25 protein-coding genes are annotated in these 21,649 nt (G+C 69.0%); 16 read left to right on the top strand and 9 right to left on the bottom strand.

The window, feature by feature from the left end; all coding sequences use genetic code 11:
* Positions 1-118 precede the first annotated feature (118 nt).
* The 7 genes from PcP3B5_RS29145 (at position 119) to PcP3B5_RS29175 (ending at position 7,437) form a co-directional block, all read left to right on the top strand.
* Positions 119-2,395 (top strand): putative bifunctional diguanylate cyclase/phosphodiesterase, encoded by a 2,277-nt coding sequence (locus tag PcP3B5_RS29145; protein ID WP_061563077.1) that lies wholly within the window; start codon positions 119-121, stop codon positions 2,393-2,395.
* A gap of 129 nt (positions 2,396-2,524) precedes the next feature.
* Positions 2,525-2,707, top strand: a complete 183-nt coding sequence (oscA, locus tag PcP3B5_RS29150; RefSeq protein ID WP_009614015.1) for a sulfur starvation response protein OscA — start codon at positions 2,525-2,527, stop codon at positions 2,705-2,707.
* A gap of 89 nt (positions 2,708-2,796) precedes the next feature.
* On the top strand, positions 2,797-3,795 hold the full coding sequence (locus PcP3B5_RS29155; RefSeq protein ID WP_043268206.1) for a sulfate ABC transporter substrate-binding protein: 999 nt from the start codon (positions 2,797-2,799) through the stop codon (positions 3,793-3,795).
* 106 nt (positions 3,796-3,901) lie between these two features.
* Positions 3,902-4,720, top strand: coding sequence for a sulfate ABC transporter permease subunit CysT (cysT, locus tag PcP3B5_RS29160; protein WP_043317422.1), 819 nt, complete (start codon positions 3,902-3,904; stop codon positions 4,718-4,720).
* Between the two features lie 10 nt (positions 4,721-4,730).
* The gene (gene cysW, locus PcP3B5_RS29165) at positions 4,731-5,603 is read left to right on the top strand and encodes a sulfate ABC transporter permease subunit CysW (protein ID WP_043317421.1); all 873 of its coding nucleotides are present in this window, start codon (positions 4,731-4,733) and stop codon (positions 5,601-5,603) included.
* Between the two features lie 3 nt (positions 5,604-5,606).
* A complete protein-coding gene (locus tag PcP3B5_RS29170; protein WP_061563078.1) occupies positions 5,607-6,596 on the top strand; it encodes a sulfate/molybdate ABC transporter ATP-binding protein in 990 nt (329 codons plus the stop codon).
* Positions 6,597-6,687: 91 nt separating this feature from the next.
* Positions 6,688-7,437: a sulfite exporter TauE/SafE family protein gene (locus PcP3B5_RS29175; RefSeq protein WP_043317417.1), complete on the top strand. Its 750-nt coding sequence runs from the start codon at positions 6,688-6,690 to the stop codon at positions 7,435-7,437.
* A gap of 315 nt (positions 7,438-7,752) precedes the next feature.
* On the opposite strand, the gene PcP3B5_RS29180 is transcribed toward PcP3B5_RS29175, so the two are convergent.
* Positions 7,753-8,325, bottom strand: a complete 573-nt coding sequence (locus PcP3B5_RS29180; RefSeq protein WP_009614024.1) for a TetR/AcrR family transcriptional regulator — start codon at positions 8,323-8,325, stop codon at positions 7,753-7,755.
* 98 nt (positions 8,326-8,423) lie between these two features.
* On the opposite strand from PcP3B5_RS29180, the gene PcP3B5_RS29185 reads away from it, so the two are divergent.
* Positions 8,424-9,167, top strand: coding sequence for an SDR family oxidoreductase (locus PcP3B5_RS29185; protein ID WP_061563079.1), 744 nt, complete (start codon positions 8,424-8,426; stop codon positions 9,165-9,167).
* 29 nt (positions 9,168-9,196) lie between these two features.
* Entirely contained in the window at positions 9,197-9,787 is a 591-nt protein-coding gene (locus PcP3B5_RS29190; RefSeq protein ID WP_061563080.1) for a 2-hydroxychromene-2-carboxylate isomerase, read from the top strand.
* Between the two features lie 36 nt (positions 9,788-9,823).
* On the opposite strand, the gene PcP3B5_RS29195 is transcribed toward PcP3B5_RS29190, so the two are convergent.
* Positions 9,824-10,228, bottom strand: a complete 405-nt coding sequence (locus tag PcP3B5_RS29195; protein ID WP_061563081.1) for a hypothetical protein — start codon at positions 10,226-10,228, stop codon at positions 9,824-9,826.
* Positions 10,229-10,357: 129 nt separating this feature from the next.
* Here PcP3B5_RS29195 and PcP3B5_RS29200 point away from each other — a divergent pair, with 129 nt between their 5' ends.
* Complete coding sequence (locus tag PcP3B5_RS29200; protein WP_043268189.1) at positions 10,358-11,146, top strand: MmyB family transcriptional regulator; 789 nt, start codon at positions 10,358-10,360, stop codon at positions 11,144-11,146.
* A gap of 6 nt (positions 11,147-11,152) precedes the next feature.
* On the opposite strand, the gene PcP3B5_RS29205 is transcribed toward PcP3B5_RS29200, so the two are convergent.
* Positions 11,153-11,677 carry an Mpo1 family 2-hydroxy fatty acid dioxygenase gene (locus PcP3B5_RS29205; RefSeq protein ID WP_061563082.1) on the bottom strand — a complete coding sequence of 175 codons (525 nt, stop codon included), beginning with the start codon at positions 11,675-11,677 and terminating at the stop codon, positions 11,153-11,155.
* A gap of 79 nt (positions 11,678-11,756) precedes the next feature.
* On the opposite strand from PcP3B5_RS29205, the gene PcP3B5_RS29210 reads away from it, so the two are divergent.
* Positions 11,757-12,452 carry a Crp/Fnr family transcriptional regulator gene (locus PcP3B5_RS29210; protein ID WP_043315039.1) on the top strand — a complete coding sequence of 232 codons (696 nt, stop codon included), beginning with the start codon at positions 11,757-11,759 and terminating at the stop codon, positions 12,450-12,452.
* A gap of 224 nt (positions 12,453-12,676) precedes the next feature.
* On the top strand, positions 12,677-13,441 hold the full coding sequence (locus tag PcP3B5_RS29215) for a hypothetical protein (protein ID WP_061563083.1): 765 nt from the start codon (positions 12,677-12,679) through the stop codon (positions 13,439-13,441).
* Between the two features lie 18 nt (positions 13,442-13,459).
* Here the strand turns inward: PcP3B5_RS29215 and ppk2 are convergent, their stop codons facing one another.
* Both ppk2 and PcP3B5_RS29225 read right to left on the bottom strand, forming a co-directional pair.
* Positions 13,460-14,347 carry a polyphosphate kinase 2 gene (ppk2, locus tag PcP3B5_RS29220; protein WP_232244603.1) on the bottom strand — a complete coding sequence of 296 codons (888 nt, stop codon included), beginning with the start codon at positions 14,345-14,347 and terminating at the stop codon, positions 13,460-13,462.
* Between the two features lie 227 nt (positions 14,348-14,574).
* Positions 14,575-15,561 carry a magnesium transporter CorA family protein gene (locus tag PcP3B5_RS29225; RefSeq protein WP_043315036.1) on the bottom strand — a complete coding sequence of 329 codons (987 nt, stop codon included), beginning with the start codon at positions 15,559-15,561 and terminating at the stop codon, positions 14,575-14,577.
* Positions 15,562-15,650: 89 nt separating this feature from the next.
* Between PcP3B5_RS29225 and PcP3B5_RS29230 the strand changes: the two genes are divergently transcribed.
* From PcP3B5_RS29230 to PcP3B5_RS29240, 3 genes are all read left to right on the top strand, one after another.
* Positions 15,651-15,923, top strand: coding sequence for a hypothetical protein (locus tag PcP3B5_RS29230; protein WP_009614038.1), 273 nt, complete (start codon positions 15,651-15,653; stop codon positions 15,921-15,923).
* Between the two features lie 61 nt (positions 15,924-15,984).
* Positions 15,985-16,218, top strand: coding sequence for a TIGR02647 family protein (locus PcP3B5_RS29235; RefSeq protein ID WP_043268180.1), 234 nt, complete (start codon positions 15,985-15,987; stop codon positions 16,216-16,218).
* A 132-nt stretch (positions 16,219-16,350) separates the two neighbouring features.
* Complete coding sequence (locus PcP3B5_RS29240) at positions 16,351-19,194, top strand: class I adenylate cyclase (RefSeq protein ID WP_061563084.1); 2,844 nt, start codon at positions 16,351-16,353, stop codon at positions 19,192-19,194.
* A 40-nt stretch (positions 19,195-19,234) separates the two neighbouring features.
* Here the strand turns inward: PcP3B5_RS29240 and rnk are convergent, their stop codons facing one another.
* The 4 genes from rnk to PcP3B5_RS29260 all read right to left on the bottom strand — a co-directional run bounded on the left by rnk (position 19,235) and on the right by PcP3B5_RS29260 (position 21,323).
* Positions 19,235-19,642: a nucleoside diphosphate kinase regulator gene (rnk, locus tag PcP3B5_RS29245; protein WP_009614044.1), complete on the bottom strand. Its 408-nt coding sequence runs from the start codon at positions 19,640-19,642 to the stop codon at positions 19,235-19,237.
* 108 nt (positions 19,643-19,750) lie between these two features.
* A complete protein-coding gene (locus PcP3B5_RS29250) occupies positions 19,751-19,951 on the bottom strand; it encodes a DUF1289 domain-containing protein (RefSeq protein ID WP_061563085.1) in 201 nt (66 codons plus the stop codon).
* Positions 19,929-20,264, bottom strand: a complete 336-nt coding sequence (gene cyaY / locus PcP3B5_RS29255; protein WP_061563086.1) for an iron donor protein CyaY — start codon at positions 20,262-20,264, stop codon at positions 19,929-19,931. Before cyaY ends, PcP3B5_RS29250 begins: the two co-directional genes overlap by 23 nt.
* A gap of 9 nt (positions 20,265-20,273) precedes the next feature.
* Positions 20,274-21,323 (bottom strand): AraC family transcriptional regulator, encoded by a 1,050-nt coding sequence (locus tag PcP3B5_RS29260; RefSeq protein ID WP_043315034.1) that lies wholly within the window; start codon positions 21,321-21,323, stop codon positions 20,274-20,276.
* Positions 21,324-21,508: 185 nt separating this feature from the next.
* Here PcP3B5_RS29260 and lptM point away from each other — a divergent pair, with 185 nt between their 5' ends.
* A complete protein-coding gene (gene lptM / locus PcP3B5_RS29265; RefSeq protein ID WP_009614052.1) occupies positions 21,509-21,649 on the top strand; it encodes an LPS translocon maturation chaperone LptM in 141 nt (46 codons plus the stop codon).

A 21,649-nucleotide genomic window follows, 5' to 3' on the forward strand; every position in this document is an offset into this window, starting at 1 on the left:
GGGCCAGCTCGCATTATCACCAAGCGCGGCGGGAAAACCATCCGGTCTTTTTGATATGAACCGGGGCCAATGGCCATCCACTATACTGCGCAGCCAATAACTCGCTCCCCTCGCGATAATGAATCCACGCCCGAGTGCCCTCCGCATCTGCCTGCTGTACCTGTTGTTCGCCTGCCTGTGGGGGTTGACCAGCGACCAGCTGTTGCGCCTGGCGGTGGGCGATGGCGACCTGCTGCCCTGGCTGGTGGCGAAAAAGTATCTTTTCTTTGCCATCAGCGCCGGCGTGCTGTTCCTGCTGCTGGCCCGGCAGTTCAGGTGGATGCGGCGCACCTTCGCCGCCCGCGAGCGCAGCGAACGGCGCTTCGAGCGGGCCCTGGACGCCCTGGACGACGGCCTCTGGGAATGGGATATCGAGCGCCACCGGGTGTTCTACTCGCCCGGCTACGCGCGGCTGCTCGGCCTGAGCGAGGAAGCGCTGGGCGACAGCTTCGGCACCTGGGAACAGCGGCTGCACCCGGACGACCGCGACAGCGTGCTGGCCCAGCACCGCGACCTGCTGCAGCGGCGCAGCCAGCGCCTGGAATGCACCTACCGCCTGCGCCACGCCGACGGCAACTACCGCTGGGTGCATGCCCGCGCGCGCCTGAGCGGCGGCCACGACGGCGAGCCGCTGCGCATGACCGGCGTCAGCCGCGACGTCACCGAGCAGCGCAAGGCCAACGACCACCTGCGCCAGGCCGCGGCGGTGTTCGAGGCGACCCAGGAAGGCCTGCTGGTGACCGACGACAAGGGCATGATCCTGCACGTCAACCCGTCGTTCCAGCGCATCACCGGCTACAGCGCCGACGAGGTGGTGGGGCGCAACCCCTCGATGCTCAAGTCCGGGCGCCAGGACGATGCCTTCTACCAGCGCATGTGGCAGGCCCTGAACGCCGAAGGCCTGTGGTGCGGGGAAATCTGGAACCGGCGCAAGAGCGGCGAGGTGTACCCGCAGTGGCAGCACATCTGCGCCGTGCACGACGAGCAGGGGCGCCTGACGCACTACGTCGCGGTGTTCTCCGACCTCAGCAGCATCAAGCGCTCGCAGCACGAGCTGGACTTCCTCGCCCACCACGACCCGCTCACCGGGCTGCCCAACCGCCTGCTGCTGCGCGAGCGCATCGAGCAGGCCCTGGCCCGCGCCGAGCGCGAACAGGGCAGCGGCGCCCTGCTGCTGCTCGACCTGGACCACTTCAAGCACGTCAACGACAGCCTCGGCCACAGCGCCGGCGACCAACTGGTCAAGACGGTGGCCGAGCGCCTGCGCGGCTGCCTCGACGAGCACGCCTCCCTGGCGCGCCTGGGCGGCGACGAGTTCGCCGTGGTCCTGGAGAGCCAGCAGCCGCACCATGCCAGCAGCCTCGCCCAGCGCCTGCTGGAGGCCATGCACGCGCCCTTCGAGGTACAGGGCCAGCCGATCTACATCTCCGCCAGCATGGGCGTCAGCCTGTTCCCCGACGATGCCCGCGACGTCGACCACCTGCTGCGCCACGCCGATGCCGCGCTGTTCCAGGCCAAGGCCAGCGGGCGCAACCTGTACGCCTTCTACACCCCGGAGCTGACCGCCCGCGCGCGTTCCCACGTGCAGGTGGAGGCCGCCCTGCGCCAGGCGCTGGAGCACGACGAGCTGCGCGTGTACTACCAGCCGGTGCACGACCTGGCCAGCGGCCAGGTGGTCGGGGTGGAGTCGCTGGTGCGCTGGCAGCACCCGCAGCGCGGCCTGGTGCCGCCCTGCGAATTCATCCCGGTGGCCGAGGAATGCGGGCTGATCGCCGCCATCGACGCCTGGGTGCTGGACCAGGCCTGCCGGCAGATGCGCCAGTGGCTGGACGACGGCGTGGCGCTGGATTTCGTCGCGGTGAACCTGTCCAGCCGCCTGTTCGGCCGCGACGGCCTGGAACAGCGCGTGGCCCGCGCCCTGCAGGAAAGCGGCCTGCAGCCGCGGCACCTGGAGCTGGAAGTGACCGAGAGCGCCATCATGCAGAACATCGACCAGTCGGTGGCCCTGCTGCAGCGCCTGCGGGCGCTGGGCGTGCAACTGGCGATCGACGACTTCGGCACCGGCTATTCCTCGCTGATGCGCCTGAAACGCATGCCGGTGCAGAAGCTGAAGATCGACCAGGGCTTCGTCGCCGGCCTGCCCGGCGACGCCGAGGACGCCGCCATCGCCCGCGCCATCATCGCCCTGGCCCGCAGCATGGGCCTGAGCGTGGTGGCCGAGGGCATCGAGCGCCCGGACCAGGCGGCCTTCCTCCTCGACCATGCCTGCGACTTCGGCCAGGGCTACTGGTACGGCCGTCCACAGCCGGCCGACGAGCTGCCCTGGGCCCGGGCGGTGGCGACCGAATCGAATTAAAACCTGGTGGAATATAAAAATTCTTAAATAGTATTTTTAAGAATATTCGACTCCTGCCTAAGATGCGCTCACACCGCACGCGCCGCCCATCCGGGACGGCCCGGCGAAGCCCACCAAGGAGCCCAGATCATGAGCGCAACCCTCCGTAGCCTGGAAGGCCAGGACGAAGCCAACATCCTGCGTGAAGTGCAGAGCGCCCTGCGCGGTCTGCGTTTCGGCGCCGTCGAGATCACCGTGCACAACGGCCAGGTGGTGCAGATCGAGCGCAAGGAGAAGTTCCGCCTGCAGCAGCCCGCCAGCCGCCAGAGCTGACCGCCGGGGCCCATGCGCCCCACCGCGACGCCCCCGATAAGAACACGCCAACAAGCACAACACTGAAGATTCGTATCCAGGAGCTGCACATGTCCATCCGCCGTTTCGCCCTGGCCGCCCTGGCCAGTGCCTTGATCGCCGGCCCCGCGGCCGCGGCCACCCAACTGCTGAACGTCTCCTACGACCCGACCCGCGAGCTGTACCAGGCCTACAACGCGGCCTTCATCAAGCACTGGAAGGCCCAGGGCGGCGACGACCTGACCGTGCAGCAATCCCACGGCGGTTCCGGCAAGCAGGCCCGCGCGGTCATCGACGGCCTGAAGGCCGACGTGGTGACCCTGGCCCTGGCCGGCGACATCGACGAACTGCACAAGCTCGGCAACCTGCTGCCGGCCGACTGGCAGGCGCGCCTGCCGGACAACAGCACCCCCTATACCTCGACCATCGTGTTCCTGGTGCGCAAGGGCAACCCCAAGGGCATCAAGGACTGGGGCGACCTGACCAAGCAGGGCGTGGAAGTCATCACCCCCAACCCGAAGACCTCCGGCGGCGCGCGCTGGAACTTCCTGGCCGCCTGGGCCTGGGCGAAGAAGCAGTACGGTAGCGACGACAAGGCCCAGGACTACGTCAAGGACCTGTACAAGCACGTGCCCGTGCTGGACACCGGCGCCCGTGGCTCGACCATCACCTTCGTCAACAACAACATCGGCGACGTGCTGCTGGCCTGGGAGAACGAAGCCTTCCTGGCCAAGAAGGAACAGGGCGGCGAGAACTTCGAAATCGTCGTACCCTCGCTGTCCATCCTGGCCGAGCCGCCGGTGGCGGTGGTCGACAAGACCGTCGACAAGAAGGGCACCCGCAAGGTCGCCGAGGAATACCTGAAGTACCTGTACAGCGAGGAAGGCCAGCGCATCGCCGCGCAGAACTTCTACCGCCCGCGCAACGCCAAGGTCGCCGCCGAGTTCGCCAACCAGTTCCCGAAACTGGACCTGGTGACCATCGACAAGGACTTCGGCGGCTGGAAGGTCGCGCAGCCCAAGTTCTTCAACGACGGCGGCATCTTCGACAAGATCTATCAGGCGCAGTGAATACGGGCTGGAAGCTGGAAGCGCGAAGCTGGAAGTCGACCTCGGCACCGCTTTCAGCTTCAGGCTTCCAGCTTCCGGCTTCCGGCTTTCAGCTAACGAGGTTTCAATGTCACGACGCATCTCCCCGGTCATACCCGGCTTCGGGCTGACTCTGGGCTACACCCTGGTGTATCTCAGCCTGTTGGTGCTGATTCCGCTGGGGGCCCTGTTCCTCAAGACCACCGAGCTCACCTGGGAACAGTTCTGGACCATCATCACCGCCCCGCGCGTGTTCGCCGCGCTCAAGCTGAGCTTCGGCACCGCGCTGATCGCCGCGCTGATCAACGGCGTGATCGGCACCCTGCTGGCCTGGGTGCTGGTGCGCTACCGCTTCCCCGGGCGCAAGGTCATCGACGCCATGATCGACCTGCCCTTCGCCCTGCCCACCGCCGTGGCCGGCATCGCCCTGACCGCGCTCTACGCCCCCAACGGCATGATCGGCCGCTTCGCCACCGAGCTGGGCTTCAAGATCGCCTACACCCCGCTGGGCATCACCCTGGCGCTGACCTTCGTGGTCCTGCCCTTCGTGGTGCGCACGGTGCAGCCGGTGCTGGCGGACATCCCCCGCGAGGTCGAGGAAGCCGCCGCCTGCCTGGGCGCCAAGCCGCTGCAGGTGTTCCGCCACGTGCTGCTGCCGGCGCTGCTGCCGGCCTGGCTGACCGGCTTCGCCCTGGCCTTCGCCCGCGGCGTCGGCGAGTACGGCTCGGTGATCTTCATCGCCGGCAACATGCCGATGAAGACCGAGATCCTGCCGTTGCTGATCATGGTCAAGCTGGACCAGTACGACTACACCGGCGCCACCGCCATCGGCGTGCTGATGCTGGTGGTGGCCTTCGTCCTGCTGCTGCTGATCAACCTGCTGCAACGCCGCATCGAGACCCCGTAAGGAGCGCGCCATGAGTTCCGTAACGCTTTCCACCGCACAAGCGGCGAACGCCGCCCGGCGTGGCAACCCCTGGGGCCGCCGGGCGCTCATCGGCCTGGCCTGGCTGGCCTTTGCCCTGTTCCTGCTGATGCCGCTGTTCGTGGTCCTGAGCGAGGCGCTGAAGCAGGGCTTCGGCACCTTCCTCGAGGCCATCGTCGAGCCCGACGCCCTGGCCGCGCTGAAGCTCACGCTGATCGCCGTGGGCATCTCGGTGCCGCTGAACCTGGTGTTCGGCGTGGCCGCCGCCTGGTGCGTGACCAAGTTCGAGTTCCCCGGCAAGAGCATCCTGGTGACGCTGATCGACCTGCCGTTCTCGGTCTCGCCGGTGATCGCCGGCCTGATCTACGTGCTGCTGTTCGGCGCCCAGGGCTACTTCGGGCCGTGGCTCAGCGACCACGACATCCAGATCGTCTTCGCCGTGCCCGGCATCGTCCTGGCCACCATTTTCGTCACCTTCCCCTTCGTCGCCCGCGAACTGATCCCGCTGATGCAGGAACAGGGCACCCAGGAGGAAGAGGCCGCGCGCCTGCTCGGCGCCAACGGCTGGCAGATGTTCTGGCACGTGACCCTGCCGAACATCAAATGGGGCCTGATCTACGGCGTGGTGCTGTGCACCGCGCGGGCGATGGGCGAGTTCGGCGCGGTGTCGGTGGTTTCCGGGCACATCCGCGGCGTCACCAACACCCTGCCGCTGCACGTCGAGATTCTCTACAACGAATACAATCACGTCGCCGCTTTCAGCGTCGCCACCCTGCTGCTGCTGATGGCCCTGGTCATCCTGTTGCTCAAGCAGTGGAGCGAGTCGCGCCTGTCCCGATTGAAAGTCAAAGCTGACGAGGAATAAGCCATGAGTATCGAAATCCGTAACGTCAGCAAGAACTTCAACGCCTTCAAGGCGCTCGACGACATCAACCTGGACATCCACAGCGGCGAGCTGGTGGCCCTGCTCGGCCCCTCCGGCTGCGGCAAGACCACCCTGCTGCGGATCATCGCCGGCCTGGAAACGCCGGACGCCGGCAACATCGTGTTCCACGGCGAGGACGTCTCGCAGCACGACGTGCGCGACCGCAACGTCGGCTTCGTGTTCCAGCACTACGCGCTGTTCCGCCACATGACGGTGTTCGACAACGTCGCCTTCGGCCTGCGCATGAAGGCCAAGAAGGAACGCCCGAGCGAGGCGCGCATCGCCGAGAAGGTCCACGAGCTGCTGAACATGGTGCAGCTGGACTGGCTCGCCGACCGCTACCCGGAACAGCTCTCCGGCGGCCAGCGCCAGCGCATCGCCCTGGCCCGCGCCCTGGCGGTGGAGCCGAAGATCCTGCTGCTGGACGAGCCCTTCGGCGCCCTCGACGCCAAGGTGCGCAAGGAGCTGCGCCGCTGGCTGGCGCGCCTGCACGAGGAGATCAACCTCACCTCCGTGTTCGTCACCCACGACCAGGAAGAGGCGATGGAAGTCGCCGACCGCATCGTGGTGATGAACAAGGGCGTGATCGAGCAGATCGGCTCGCCGGGCGAGGTCTACGAGAGCCCGGCCAGCGACTTCGTCTACCACTTCCTCGGCGACTCCAACCGCCTGCACCTGGGCAACGACGAGCACCTGCTGTTCCGCCCGCACGAGGTCTCGCTGTCGCGCCAGGCGGTGGAAGCGCACCGCGCGGCGGAAGTCCGCGACATCCGCCCGCTGGGCGCGATCACCCGGGTGACGCTGAAGGTGGACGGCCAGGACGAGCTGATCGAGGCCGAAGTAGTCAAGGACCACGACAGCCTGGTCGGCCTGGCCCGCGGCGAGACGCTGTACTTCAAGCCCAAGGCCTACCAGCAGGTGGCCAATATCTGAGTCGCCATCCGTTGAAGAAGAACCCCGCCGCGGCGGGGTTCTTCGTTTGCGGGTATCCTGCCCCGCTCCACCGCCAAGGCAAGGCCCGCCCATGTTCGACTCGCTGCCCGCGCACCTGGACCTGATCGTCCTTACCTTCCTCCTCGCCGGCCTGGTCAAGGGCGTGGTCGGCCTCGGCCTGCCGACGGTGGCGGTCGGCCTGCTCGGGCTGCTGATGCCGCCGATGCAGGCGGCGGCCATCCTGGTGGTGCCCTCCACCGTCACCAACGTCTGGCAACTGGCCGCCGGGCCGCGCTTCCTCGGGCTGCTCAGGCGGATGTGGGGCATGCTCGCCGGCATCGTCGCCGGTACCCTGGCCGTGGGCTGGTGGCTGGGCGGCGAGCACTGGCCGGCGGCCACGCCGCTGCTGGGCGTGGCGCTGGTCCTCTACGCGCTGCTCGGGCTGTCGGCGAAGCGCTTCCAGGTGGCGCCGGCACACGAGGCCTGGCTGTCGCCGCTGATCGGCCTGGCCACCGGCGCCGTCACCGCGGTCACCGGCGTCTTCGTGATCCCCGCGGTGCCTTACCTGCAGGCGCTGGGCCTGGAGAAGGACGACCTGGTGCAGGCCCTCGGGCTGTCCTTCACCATCTCCACCCTGGCCCTGGCGCTCACCCTCGGGCAGCAGGGCTCGCTGTTGCATGCCTCGGTATTGGGGGTGTCGTTGCTGGCGCTGCTGCCGGCGTTGGCGGGGATGTACCTGGGGCAGTGGCTGCGCAACCGCATCAGCCCGACGGCCTTTCGCCGGTGCTTCTTCGGGGGGTTGTTGTTGCTTGGCGCGGACCTGGCCCTGCGGGGGCTCTGAGGCCCTGGGGCTCAGGGGCTTTTCGTAGGAGCGAGCTTGCTCGCGAATGGTGCCTCCCTCTGGCTACGGTGCTTTGGATTGACTCCGCTCCCTCTCCCCAGCCCTCTCCCTGAAGGGAGAGGGGGCCGTTCGGCGTGTGCTGATATTTCGGCTCTCCCTGACACTACGCATAACGCCTGATACCCCCATGAGGCACGGCCTTCGCGCCGGCACGGACTAGCCCCCTCTCCCTTCAGGGAGAGGGCTGGGGAGAGGGGCGGTGTTCCGGTTGGTACCGATGTTTCCGGGAGGCACCGTTCGCGAGCAAGCTCGCTCCTACGAAGAAACCCCATCCTCCAACCGCCGCAGCAGGAACGCTTTACTCGACTCGATGATCGCCCGTTGCGTCTCCTCGCTGGCCGTCATCCGCGCCAGCAACAACGCCCCGACGCACTGACTGAGCATCGCCCAGGCATCCTCCGCATTCCCCAACTCCTCCGCCCAGGCCTGCTGCAGCCCGAGCATCGCCGCCTCCACCGTGCCGCGCACCTGCTCGTCGGCGCGGGCGATGTCCGCGCCCAGGGCGGGAATGGCGCAACCGCCGTCGACGTTCTGCACGTGGGCCAGCGTCAGGTAACGCTGCAGGCAGCGCTCCAGGCGCTCGCGGCCGTGGCTGTCGCCGGCCTTGCCCAGGCGCTCGGCGCTGCGCGTCAGCTCGCGTTCGACGATGGCGGCGAACAACGCATCCTTGGACGGAAAGTGGTTGTAGAAGGCCCCGCCGCTCAGCCCCACCGCCTTCATCAGCGCGTCCACGCCGACGCTGGCGAAGCCTTCGCGCTTGGCGATGGCGCCGCTGCTCTCCAGCAGGCGCTGGCGGGTTTCTTCCTTGTGGCTGGCTGAGTAGCGCATGGCGTGGGCTCCGGAAACGGCTTGACGGCTGCCGGAAGCATAACATAACGTTCGTTTACCAAACGATCGTTTACCCATAACGAACAGAGGAAACGAACATGAGCGCTGCCTCCCCCAACGAGAAGAAAGTGGTGCTGGTGATCGGCGCCGGGGACGCCACCGGCGGCGCCATCGCCCGCCGCTTCGCCCGCGAGGGCTACGTCGCCTGCGTCACCCGCCGCTCGGCGGACAAGCTGCAACCGCTGGTCGACGCCATCCGCGCCGAGGGCGGCGAGGCCCACGGCTTCGCCTCGGACGCGCGCAAGGAGGAGCAGGTGGCGGAACTGGTGGAGACCATCGAGCGCGACATCGGCCCCATCGAAGCCTTCGTCTTCAACATCGGCGCCAACGTGCCCTGCAGCATCCTCGACGAGACCGCGCGCAAGTACTTCAAGATCTGGGAAATGGCCTGCTTCTCCGGCTTCCTCACCGGCCAGGCGGTGGCCCGGCGCATGGTCGCGCGCCAGCGTGGCACCCTGCTGTTCACCGGCGCCACCGCCGGCCTGCGCGGCGCCGCCGGGTTCGCCGCCTTCGCCGGGGCCAAGCACGGCATCCGCGCCCTGGCCCAGAGCATGGCCCGCGAGCTGGGCCCCATGGGCCTGCACGTGGCCCACGTGGTGGTGGATGGCGCCATCGACACCGAGTTCATCCGCGACAACTTCCCGGAGAAGTACGCGCAGAAAGACCAGGACGGCATCCTCGACCCCGAGCACATCGCCGACAACTACTGGTACCTGCACAGCCAGCCGCGCGACGCCTGGACCTTCGAGCTGGACCTGCGGCCCTGGATGGAACGCTGGTAATCCACAACGACAACAAAGAGGGATCACCCATGAGCAAAAGCGTCGAGTTCTACTTCGACTTCGGCAGCCCCACCTCCTACCTGGCCTACACCCAGCTGCCGGGCATCTGCGCCGCGGCCGGCGCCGAGCTGGTCTACCGCCCGGTGCTGCTGGGCGGGGTGTTCCAGGCCACCGGCAACGTCTCGCCCATCGCCGTCCCGGCCAAGGGCCGCTACACCCTGATCGACATGCAGCGCTTCGCCCGCCGCTACGGCGTGCCGCTGAAGATGAACCCGCACTTCCCGATCAACACACTGCTGCTGATGCGCGCCGCCACCGGCGTGCAGCTGCGCCAGCCGGAACGCTTCGAGGCGCTGCTGGCCTGCGTGTTCAAGGGCATGTGGGTGGACGCCCTGAACCTGGGCGACGCGGCGGTGCTGGGCCCGCTGCTGGCCGAGGCCGGCTTCGATCCGCAGGCGCTGCTGGCGCTGGCGGCGGAGCAGGAAGTGAAGGACGCGCTCAAGGCCAACACCGAGGCGGCCATCAAGCGCGGCATGTTCGGCGCGCCGACCCTGTTCGTCGGCGAGGAGATGTTCTTCGGCCAGGACCGCCTGGACTTCGTCCGCGAGGCGCTGGCCTGAAGCGAAGGGCGGCCCCGCAAGGCCGCCCCTCGCGCCTCACAGGGTATGCAGCGCGGCGGAGCGGCGCAGGCCGAAGAACTCAAGCTCGGCCAACACCCCGACCACCAGCGCCTGGCCGATCACGAAGGCGCAGCCCAGCACGGTCGGCTGCACCCAGCCGCTGGCCAGCAGGCCCAGGCTTTCCACCACCCACAGCAGGTTGACGGCGATCACCGCCCAGACGCCGGCGCGCGGCAGCACCTCGCAATTGGCCATCCAGGCCAGCACCAGGGCGAGGGGCAGCAGCAGGATGCCGGCCACCATCAGCAGTACCACCGGCAAGCCGAACAGGCCGCTCAGCGGATTGGCGGCCAGCGCCAGCAGCAGGCCGGTGGCGCCGCCGGCGAGGGCGTCGAGTTGCAGGGAACGGCGGAGCAGCGGGGACGGTTGCAGCAGAGTCATGGCGAATCCTCCTGAACGAAGCGCCGCCGGTCCGCGGCGCCTGGCCGAAGAATCCGCCGCGGCGGGCACAGCGTCGATTACCTGCCAGGTAATGGCCGGGCCCCGGACGGCGGTCTATCGTTCGTTCCCATGGACAGCCAAACCCTCCCCGTCGGCGCCCTGCTGCGCCAATGGCGCCAGCGCCGCCGCCTCAGCCAGCTCGACCTGGCCTGCGACGCGGACATCTCCACGCGCCACCTGAGCTTCGTCGAGACCGGCCGCGCCCTGCCCAGCCGCGAGATGCTCCTGCACCTGGCCGAACAGCTGGACATCCCGCTGCGCGAGCGCAACCGCCTGCTCGGCGCCGCCGGCTACGCGCCTGTGTATTCCGAGCGGGCGCTGGACGACCCGGCGCTGACCGTGGCGCGGCAGGCCATCGACCAGTTGCTCAAGGCCCACGAACCGAACCCGGCGATGGTGGTGGACCGCCACTGGAACCTGCTGGCCTCCAACCACGCGGTGAGCGTCTTCCTCATCGGCGTGGCCCCCGAGCTGCTCGCCGCGCCCTGCAACGTGCTGCGCATGAGCCTGCACCCGCGCGGCCTGGCGCCGAACATTCTCAACCTGGGGCCATGGAAGGCGCACGTGATGGCGCGCCTGCAGCGGGACATCGACGCCAGCGGCGACCCGCAGTTGCAGGCCCTGCGCGACGAACTCGCGCTCTACCCGGCGCCGCCCCACGAAGAGCAGGCCAGCGGCGACATGGTGCTGATACCGGTGCAACTGAACACCGAGCTGGGCGTGCTCAGCCTGATCGGCACCATCACGGTGTTCGGCACGCCGGTGGACGTGACGCTCTCGGAACTGGCGCTGGAAACCTTCTTCCCCGCCGATGCGCGCAGCGCGGAAATCCTGCGCCGGCTCACCGGCGCGGGCTAGGGGAGATCAGGCAGCCGCCTTGCGCTCGCGGATGCAGGTCGGCCCGGCGCGCTCTTCCACGGCGCGGCGCACCTCGTCGCGCAGGCCGAGCAGGAAGGCCGCCTCGGCGGCGACGAACAGCGGGCCGACCACCAGCCCCACCAGGTCGTCGACGAAGGCCGGCTTGCGCCCCTCGTACCAGTGGCCGACGAACTGGATCACCCAGCCCACTACGAACAGGCCGATGCCCCAGGCCAGCCAACTGGCGGTGGAACCCGCGGCGAGCACCGCGCCGGCCCACAGCGACAGCGCCAGGAGCACGCCCATGAGCGCGCCGAAGCGCAGGTCCAGGCGCAGGTAGAACGCCAGCGCGGCCAGCGCCAGCAGGCTCGCCGGGGCCAGCAGCAGGCCGCCGACCTCAAGACCCGGGCGCGACAGCAGCACGGCGATGGACAGGACGATCATCGGGATGCCAATGAAGTGGCTGAGGATGTTGCGGCGGTCGCGGTGGTAGGCCGCGTACTGCGCCAGGTGGTCGACGAGTGTTTTCATTGTTCTGTCGTTCTCGGGCAAGGTACTGGCATCATGGCTTGGACTGCCGTACCACTCTGTCAACTAGCCGACAAAGCCCATGCCCGACACCGCCGACTGCCTGCAACGCATCGCCTCCGGCCGCTGGTTCCAGCACCTGCCCGCCGAACTGCGCGAAGCCCTCGGCCAGGCCGCCATCGTCCGCCGCCTGCCCGCCGGGCAGCGCCTGTTCGCCCGCGGCGACGCCCCCTGCGGGCTGTATTGCGTGGTCGAAGGCAGGATGCGCGTCGGCGCGGTGGGCGCCAGCGGCAAGGAAGCGCTGCTGGCCCTGGTGGAGGCGCCCAACTGGTTCGGCGAGATCTGCCTGTTCGACGGCCAGCCGCGCACCCACGACGCCTACGCCGAAGGCCCCACCACCCTGCTGCAGGTGCCGCTGCCGGCGCTGCACGCGCTACTCGCCGAAAAGCCGCAGTACTGGCGCGACTTCGCCCTGCTGATGAGCCACAAGCTGCGCCTGGCCTTCACCGTGCTGGAGGAACAGGCCCTGCTGCCGGCCGCCCAGCGCCTGGCGCGGCGCCTGCTGATGCTGGCCGCCAGCTACGGCGAGGCGCAGGCCAGCCAGCGCGAGCTGCACCTGCCCCAGGAACAGCTGGCGGCCATGCTCGGGCTGTCGCGGCAGACCACCAACCACCTGCTCAAGGAGCTGGAAGCCCGCGGCGTGCTGCGCCTGAGCTACGCCGGCATCGAGATTCTCGACGCCCACGGCCTGCGCCTGGCCGCGGGCGAGGAAGCATGATGGCGTCGGCGAATCACTCTTTCGATCGGTTGCAACGGCCGGCGCAGGCGCTAGCCTTTGCTGGCCCGGAGCATCGGGCGGGGCGCCAGGGGGAGCGCGCCCCGGTACGGTGACCCCTCGCAGGTAACCGGCCGGCCAGGCAAGGCCGGCGCCGTTCGCGAAACCACCCACGCCCGCCAAGGCGTGGCCAGGCGGCCAACAAGAACAACAGGGAAACTCCCGCCATGAACCGCAAATACCTCCTGCAGTACCTGTTCGTCGGTATTCTCACCCTCCTCGCCCTGCCCGCCCGGGCCAACCTGCCCAGCGACGAGCAACAGCTGCAGGCCATGCAGGTCGACGCCTGCCGGGCCCTGGGCAGCCTGATGCTGTTGCGCGGCGAAGGCTTCCAGGAGAACCACGCCAACCAGCTGAAGGCCGACCTGGCCGCCCTGGACGCGGCGGTGAAAAGCTACGCCAAGGCCGACGACGGCCTGCGCAAGGCCCACCAGGCGCTGCTCGCGCAGATCCAGGCCGGCACCACCTACGGCCCCAAGGAAGAGGACCTGCCCTGGACCTACCTGCCGGACCTGAGCCGCGCCCTGCGCGACTTCCTCGGCCAGGTCGAGCGCTTCGTGCCGCCTTCCGCGGCCGACGAGCTGCCGCTGTGGCAGGTGCCGGTGCGCATCGAATACCTTTCCGTGCAGTACCTGGCGCGTTCCTACCTGGGCGTGCTGGAGATCGCCCGCGAGGCGCCGCAGAGCTACCTCGGCCAGGACGAGAAGACGCTGCTGCCGCTGATCAGCCGCAGCCTCTCGCGCCTGCCGCCGGGCGCGGCGAGCGGCAAGCTGCAGATGCGCTGGAACTACCTGGAAACCGCCCTGGGCGACATGAACAGCAAGAGCAACGCCCTGGTCAGCGCCTCCGGCCGGCCCTGGGCGCCGATCATCGTCGAACGCCACGCCCGCGAGCTGGCCGGCCAGCTCATGCAGCTCAGCCAGGCGCAGTGAGGCGGGCCCGGCGGCCCTTCAGGCCGCCGGTGCGCTCTCGCTGGCCTCGACCTGGCGCGGCAGCGGCGGTGTGGCATGCGGGCGCGCCAGCTCGTCGCGGTCCAGCTGGTCCGCCCGCCCCACCAGCAGCGGGTCGGGGGCGTGGGCGATGGCCAGGTCCTTGCCGGGGTAGTCCAGCGTGTGCAGGAAGTGGCGCAGGCAGTTCAGCCGCGCGCGCTTCTTGTCGTCGGACTTGACCACCACCCAGGGCGCGTCGGCGGTGTCGGTGTGGAAGAACATCGCCTCCTTGGCCTGGGTGTAGTCGTCCCAGCGGTCCAGCGACTGGATGTCGATGGGCGACAGCTTCCAGTGCTTGAGCGGGTCGTCGCGGCGCGACACGAAGCGCCGCAGCTGCTCCTCGCGGCTGACCGAGAACCAGTACTTGAACAGCTGGATACCGTTGCGCACCAGCATGCGCTCCAGTTCCGGGGTCTGCTGCATGAACTCCAGGTACTGGCGCGGCGTGCAGAAGCCCATCACCCGTTCGACGCCAGCGCGGTTGTACCAGGAGCGGTCGAAGAAGACCATTTCGCCCGCGGTGGGCAGGTGCTGGACGTAGCGCTGGAAGTACCACTGGCCGCTTTCCGCGTCGCTGGGCTTCTCCAGGGCGACCACTCGCGCGCCACGCGGGTTCAGGTGCTCCATGAAGCGCTTGATGGTGCCGCCCTTGCCGGCGGCGTCGCGGCCCTCGAAGAGCACCACGATGCGCTGCCCGGTTTCCTTCACCCAGCTCTGCACCTTCAGCAGCTCCACCTGCAGCTGCGCCTTGAGCGCCTCGTATTCCTTGCGCTGCAGGCGTTTGCGGTAGGGGTAGGACGAAGGCAGGCCGGCGGAGCCGGAATCCTCGTTGCTGCCGCGCGGCGCCATGGCCACGGTCAGGGCGACGGGGCCGTGGCTCTGGGCGCGGATTTCCTCGCCGCCGCGGGTCGGCGTCGGGGCCTCCAGGGCAGCGAGGACGGGCGGGTTCTTGGCATCGGGCTGCGGCATGGTCTCCTCCTGTGAGACATGGGGGCTCGGGCGAGCGATTCCCCCACTCTGCTAGCCGCCGGGTGCGGCGATCTTGATCGATATCAAGGCCGCGCGCCCCGGCGGCGCTACAGCCAGCCGCGGAACTTGAACCAGAGGTAGGGGATGATCGCCGAGACCACCATGGCCACCAGCGCCAGCGGGTAGCCGCTGGCCCAGGCCAGCTCCGGCATGTGCTGGAAGTTCATGCCGTACACGGTGCCCACCAGGGTCGGCGGCAGGAACAGCACGGCGGCGATGGAGAACACCTTGATGATGCTGTTCTGCTCGATGTTGATCAGGCCCAGGGTGGCGTCGAGCAGGAAGGTGATCTCGCCGGACATCTTCGACTGGTACTCGCCCAGCGAACGCACGTCGCGCTCCACCGACTTCATGCCCAGGCGCGCTTCCTCGCTGATCCAGGCGTTGCCGTTGCCGCTCTGGCGGAAGTAGGCCAGCGGCCGGCTGACGCTGAGCAGGCTCTCGTTGAGCTTGGACAGTAGCGAGTTGGTGCGCCCCAGCTGCTTGACGATCTGCTGCAGGTCGGTCTTGGGCACGCGGGAGCGGGGCAGTTCGCCGTGGTCGGTGAAGATGTCCCGCGACAGCGTGTCCAGCTGGCCCTGCACCGACTCCAGCACGTCGGCGATGCGGTCCACCACCGCATCCATCAGGTTGACGAACAGCAGGTCGCTGGCGCCCTTGCAGCCGCTGCGCTGCACCCGCGTCTCGAAGGTGCGGAACGACAGCACGTCGGCGTAGCGCACCGTCACCAGCCACTGCGGGGTGAGCACGCAGGTGACCTCGGCGGTGTTCGGCCGGTGCTCGCGGATGCCGCTGACCACCGAGGTGGTCATGTACAGCGCGCCCTTGCTCTCGTAGAAGCGCGAGGAATCCTCGATCTCGGCCATTTCCTCGCGGGTCGGCACGTCCACTTCGATGAAGGACTCCAGCAGGCGCTCCTCCTCTTCCGTGGGGTGCAGCAGGTCGATCCACAGCGTGCCCGCCGGCATGGCCGCGCCGACTTCGCCGGTGTGGCGCTGCAAGCGGTCGCCGTCGAGGGTGTAATAGGTGATCATGTCGCATCCGCGTCCTTCTGCGGCCATCCAGGTCTGCGCAGGTTGGACAACTTCCCCCGGCTGCACAAGCCCGCACGGAGCCACCCGGCATGAGCGACATCGACGACGGCGAAGAATCCTTCGCGGCAGAAACCCTGATCCAGGCCATCGAGAACCAGATCGAAAGCGGCGAGCCGGCGGCGGCCCGCGCGGTGCTCAACAAGCTGACCCTGGTCGGCTACGAGCGCGAGGAAGCCCTGGAAATGATGGCCATGGTGCTGGCCCACGAGATCCAGGCGATGCTCGCCGAGGACCGCGCCTTCGATGGCGCCTGGTACGAGCAGGCCCTGCGCGCATTGCCGCAGCTGCCCGGCGAGGAATGAGCTTGCCGAGCGCGGGGTGGCTGTGGCTAAACTGGCGCAACATCGCCACCGAGGAGTCGCCATGGCCTTCACCCAAGAGCTGGTAGCGGAACTGGAATTGCTTGCCCTGTTCGATCTCGAGAACACCCAGGCAGGCCTGAAGATCCACCATGACGCGGCCCCGACGGCCGTCGCAGCGGCCGGGCGGTTGCACGCCAAGGGCCTGATCGACCAGCCCGACGGCGGCTACCTGACCAGCCTGGGGCTGGACGCCGCCGAACACGCCCAGGTGCTGCTCAACATCCTCAAGCCCTGAACCCCGCGGCCGCCATCCATCGGCGGCCCGCCCCATTTCCTTAAGGACAGCCCCGCCGCGGTCGATATACAGTGCAGTCCATGCGGTAATGGCACTCAGCCATGACCGCCCGATAGCTGACCGCGGCAGGCCATGACCTTCACCCACGAGATTCGTCCGGACATCGACGACGGCATCGACCGCAAGGTCCTGGCGCGCCTGCGCAAGCGCTTCCTGGCGATCAACCAGGGGCGCCTGGAGCGCGCCACGGCCGCGCTGTCGAGCCGCCAGCAACTGGTGCTGCGCCTGCTGCCGCTGCTGCTGGACGTCAACCACCCGCTGCTCCCCGGCTACGTCTCCGGCGCCACCCCGGCGGGGCTGTGCGGCTTCGTCCCCGACGACGAGCTGCTGGCCGAGGCCCAGCGCCTGACCCGCTCGTTCAGCTACAAGCCGCGCCGCGGCGAGGCCGACCTGCCGATCCACGGGCTGTTCCTGATGGGCAGCCTGGGCACGGTGGCCCAGGAGGAGCGGAGCGACCTCGACCTGTGGGTCTGCCACGCCCCGGGGCTCGCGCCCGGCGCGGTGGCCGAGCTGCAGCGCAAGTGCGAGCTGCTGGAGCGCTGGGCCGCGGGCCAGGGCGCCGAGGTGCACTGCTTCCTCATCGACCCGCGCGGCTTCGTCAGCGGCGCGCGCAACGCCCGGCTGACCTCCGACGACTGCGGCACCAGCCAGCACTACCTGCTGCTCGACGAGTTCTACCGCACCGCCATCTGGCTCGGCGGGCGCACGCCGCTGTGGTGGCTGGTGCCGGAATACGAGGAAGGCCGCTATCGCGACTACGTCGAGCAACTGCTGAGCAAGCGCTTCATCCGCCACGAGGAAGTCCTCGACCTCGGCCACCTGGCGCACATCCCGCCCGGCGAGTTCGTCGGCTCGGGCATGTGGCAGCTGTTCAAGGGCATCACCTCGCCCTACAAGGCGGTGCTCAAGCTGCTGCTCAGCGAGGTCTACGCCAGCGAGCACCCGCAGGTCGCCTGCCTGGCCCTGCGCTTCAAGGCCGAGGTCTACGCCGGGCGCCTGGAACTGGACGAGCTGGACCCGTACATCCTGCTTTACCGGCGCCTGGAGGAATACCTGATCGCGCGCGGCGAGCAGGAGCGCCTGGAGCTGGTGCGCCGCTGCCTGTACCTGAAGGTCGGCAAGAAGCTCAGCCGCCGCCCGCAGCAGGGCCGCAAGAGCTGGCAGCGCCTGCTGATGGAGCGCCTGACCGCGGCCTGGGGCTGGGACGGGCGCGTGCTCGGCCTGCTCGACGCGCGCAGCCAGTGGAAGGTGCGCCAGGTTACCCTGGAGCGCCGCGCCCTGGTCAACGAGCTGACCTACAGCTACCGCTTCCTCTCGCGCTTCGCCCGCCAGCAGCAGGCCGCCAGCGACATCGACCCGCGCGACCTGGGCGTGCTCGGCCGGCGCCTGTACGCCGCCTTCGAACGCAAGGCCGGCAAGGTCGAGCACATCAACCCGGGCATCGCCCCGGACCTAGGCGAAGACCTCCTCACCCTCGCCCGCCTGCCCGCCGGCAACGCCGCCGAGGGCGGTTCCTGGGCGCTGTTCCCGGGCAACCTGACCGGCGCCGAGCTGGCCGACTACGCGCCGCTCAAGCGCGCCCGCGAGCTGATCGAGCTGCTGGCCTGGAGCCACCGCAACGGCGTGATCGATGGCGGCACCCGGTTGTCGCTGCAGCCCGGCGACAGCGACCTGAGCGAACACGAACTGGGCAACCTGCTGCTCGGCCTGCAGCAGGCCATGCCCATGCCCCTGGAAGAAGTGGCCGAAAGTGCCCTGCTGCGCCCCAGCGCCCCGGCCAGCGTGCTGATCCTGGTGAACGTCGGCCTCGACCCGCTGCGCCAGCACAGCCAGGCCAACCTGCACATGACCAGCGGGCGCACCGACTCGCTGGGCTACTCCGGCATGCGCGACAACCTGGTGCTGAGCCTCGACCAGGTCACCCTGAACAGCTGGAACGAACTGCTGGTCAGCCGCTACGCCGGCCCCGGCGCGCTGCTCGACTGCCTGCGCGACTATCTCAACGCCCTGCCCGCCGACGCCGCGCCGCCGCGCCTGCTGGTGCGCTGCTTCTGCCGCAACCGCGCGGCGGCCATTGCCCAGCGCGTCGAGGAACTGTTCCAGGACGCCTACGCCCAGCTGGCCAGCGGCAACGGCGGGCGCTACCTGCTGCAGATCCGCCAGCAGTACCACCTGCTGCGCCTGCAGCCGGGCCAGGTCAGCCACCAGAGCCTGGCCGACCTGCCGGCCCTGCTCGAACACCTGGGCGAACGCCAGGGCGCCTACAGCCCGCTGCACCTGGACCGCCACGCCCTGGAAGGCGAGGACCTGGCGCTGCTGCTGCCGCTCGGCCGCCCCGGCTGCCTGCAGGTGTTCTACCGCCTGGACGAAGGCCAGGCCACGCTCTACCTGCTGGACGAACGCAACTCCCTGTGGCACGGCCGCCAGGCCTGCGACGACGAGCAGACGCTGCTGGTGCCGCTGCAGCGCTTCCTCCAGGCCATGCTCTACCGGCGCAGCGCGCAGCTGCCGCTGGGCGAGGCGCAGCCGGTGCAGGAAATCATTTATTACGAATTGCTACCGGCCGGCCGCGGACGGGCTCGCCGGGTGGAACGCCGCCAGGCGCCGCCCAGCGCACAGGAGCGGCCCTACTACAACGTCCAGGCGATCGTCGAGCCGGGGGCGGGGCAGCGTTCGCGCATCACCCTGTACTGCAACCACCGCGAGTTTTCCGAACTGGAGTACGGCGCCGGGCTGTTCCAGGCCGTGGCCCGGCACATCCTCGCCCAGCGCCGCGGGCAGGAGCGCTACCCCTGCTACATCACCGACCTGGACCTGTCGGCGGTGGCCGCCGAGTCGGCGCTGCAGAGCATCCATTACCTGCGCTACAAGCAGCGCCTGGAAAGCGCGCTGAACCAGGCCCTGGCCGAGGCCTAAGGCCCGGCCCGGGCGGTGCGCAGCAGATCGTGACGGACGCTCAGCGGTTGTAGTCGCCGGCGGCCTCTGGTTGATAGGTGATGTCCAGCAGGCTCAGCTTGAGGGTCTTGCCGCCCGGGGCCGGCCAGTCGATGCTCTGGCCGACGGTCAGGCCCAGCAGCGCGGTGCCCACCGGCGCGAGGATGGACACCTTGCCTTCGCCGCCGGCGTCCTCCGGGTAGACCAGGGTCAGCAGGTACTCCTTGCCGCTGCTTTCCTCGCGGCAGCGCACGGTGGAGTTCATGGTCACCACGCCCGGCGGCACCTCGTCGTGGCCGACCACGTTGGCGCGGGACAGCTCGGCTTCCAGCGCTTCGGCGGCGGGGCCGTACTCTTCCAGGCTGTCGAGCAGGCGCTCCAGACGTTGCAGGTCGAGACGGGTAACGGTGATGGACGGTGCGGTGGTCATGATGGCCGGCAGACTCCTTGGCAGTGGATCGAAAAAAGAAAAACCCCGCCCAAGGCGGGGTTTTCAGCGGACACTAACACAGTACCGCGAATAAGCAAGACCACCCGGTCAGGGGCCCGGCCACAGCGGCTTGCGGCGTGCCAGGGCGGCCTCGACTATCTGCCGCCGGCGCATGCCGTCGGCCTCGTTCCATTCGAGAATCTCCGCCAGGCTGCGCCCGCAGCCCAGGCAGACGTCACCCTCGTCCAGGCAGCAGCGCCGGCAGCAGGGCGAGGAGACCGGCGCCTCAGAGGCCGGGGAACTCGACATCCTCGCCCGCCTGCTCGAGGGTCGCCCGGTTGAGCAGCGCGCCCAGCGGCTCGCGGGTGCTGTCGCTCAGCCACAGGCTGCCGGACTCGTCGTAGTCGAAGTGGAAACCGCCGGAACGCGCCGCCACCCACAGCTGGCGCAGCGCCGGCTGGCGGCTGAGGATCAGCTGGCTGCCGTTCTCGAAGCGCACGGTCAGCACGCCGCCGGAATTCTCCAGGTCCACGTCCAGGTCACTGTCATCGAAGGCGTCTTCCACCGTGGCCTGCACCTCGTCGACGAGGTCGTGGAAACGGGCTTCGCTCATGCTGCTCATGCATTGTCCTCAGGAATCTGCCAAAGGCTGCAGTGTACGCCGGTATTGCCCGAGACTCTGCCCCGTCCAGCGGCGGAAGGCCCGCGCCAGCGAGCCGGTCTCGCTGAAGCCGACCAGGCTGGCGACGTCGGCCAGCTCCAGCGCCGGGTCGCGCAGGTGGTGCAGCACCAGTTGCTGGCGCGTCTCGTCCACCAGGCGGCTGAACGACAGGCCGCTGTCGCGCAGGCGGCGCTGCAGGGTACGCGGGCTCAGGGCCAGCTCGCCGGCCAGGGCCTCCAGGTCCACGGCCTGCTCCGGCAGGCGCTCGGCCAGGCACTGGCGGGCCCGTTCGAGTACGCCCTCGCCGCGGCGGATGCTCTCCAGCAGGCGCCCGGCATAGGCGTCGAGGGTGCGCTGGATCTGGCTGTCGGCCTGGCCCAGGGGCAGCGCCAGCAGGCGCCGGGGGAAGACCAGGGCGTTGTCCGCCTGGCCGAACAGCACCGGGCAGCGGAAGATGCGCCGGTGCTCGGTGGTATCGGCCGGCGCCGGGTGGCGGAAGCGCACTTCCAGCGGCGCCTGCTCCAGGCCGCTGATCCAGTGGCCGAAGCGCAGCCAGCAGGCCAGGGTCTCTTCCGCCAGTTGGCGCTGCTGGCGTGGCAGCAAAGGCTCCCAGCTGTGCCGCACCAGCGGCTCGTGGCCGGCGCGCGGCGGCTCGTCGGCCAGCTCGACGCGGCCCAGGCTGCCCACCAGCTCGGCGTAGCGCGCCTGGCGGTGCAGGGCGTCGCCGAGGGTCGCGCAGCTCATCAGCAGGTAGCCGAGCACGCCGAAGTGGCCGGGGCGCACGGCCTCGCCCAGGTGCAGGCCGAGGTCGGCGTCGCCGCTCAGCGCCAGGCCCAGTTCCAGCAGGTCGACATAGACGCTGGCGGCGATGCGCGCCTCGCGCTGGTCGAGGATCGACGGCTCGAGCTGGACACCGGCCAGTAGCCGTTGCGGCGCGACGCCGCGACGCTCGAGGTGGTCCACCAGGCCCTGCACGTAGGCGATGGAAATGGAACCGGCGAGTGGGACGGGGGCTTGCATGGATCCTCCGTTTTTTCTGTCAGATCCTAGGGGCTGGCGGGGGCTGATCGCAAACCGCGTTGCTGCGAGCGGCCCCCGCCAGCCCCTTTGGAAGCCCCGCCGGGCGGGAGTCCGCTTGCATAGGCAAGGCGCCGGGGGGCCGGTATACTCCGGTCCAATTACGCTTTGATCACAAGGATTCCGCCATGAAGCGACTGCTTCTTCCCTTCGTCGCGCTCGCCGTGCTCAGCGCCGCGCTCGCCGGCTGCGGCCAGAAAGGCCCGCTGTACCTGCCGGACGACCAGCAAGCCCAAAGCAAGCACAGCAAGGACCGCTACGGTCTGTAA

The organism is Pseudomonas citronellolis (assembly GCF_001586155.1).
GTDB lineage: Bacteria > Pseudomonadota > Gammaproteobacteria > Pseudomonadales > Pseudomonadaceae > Pseudomonas > Pseudomonas citronellolis.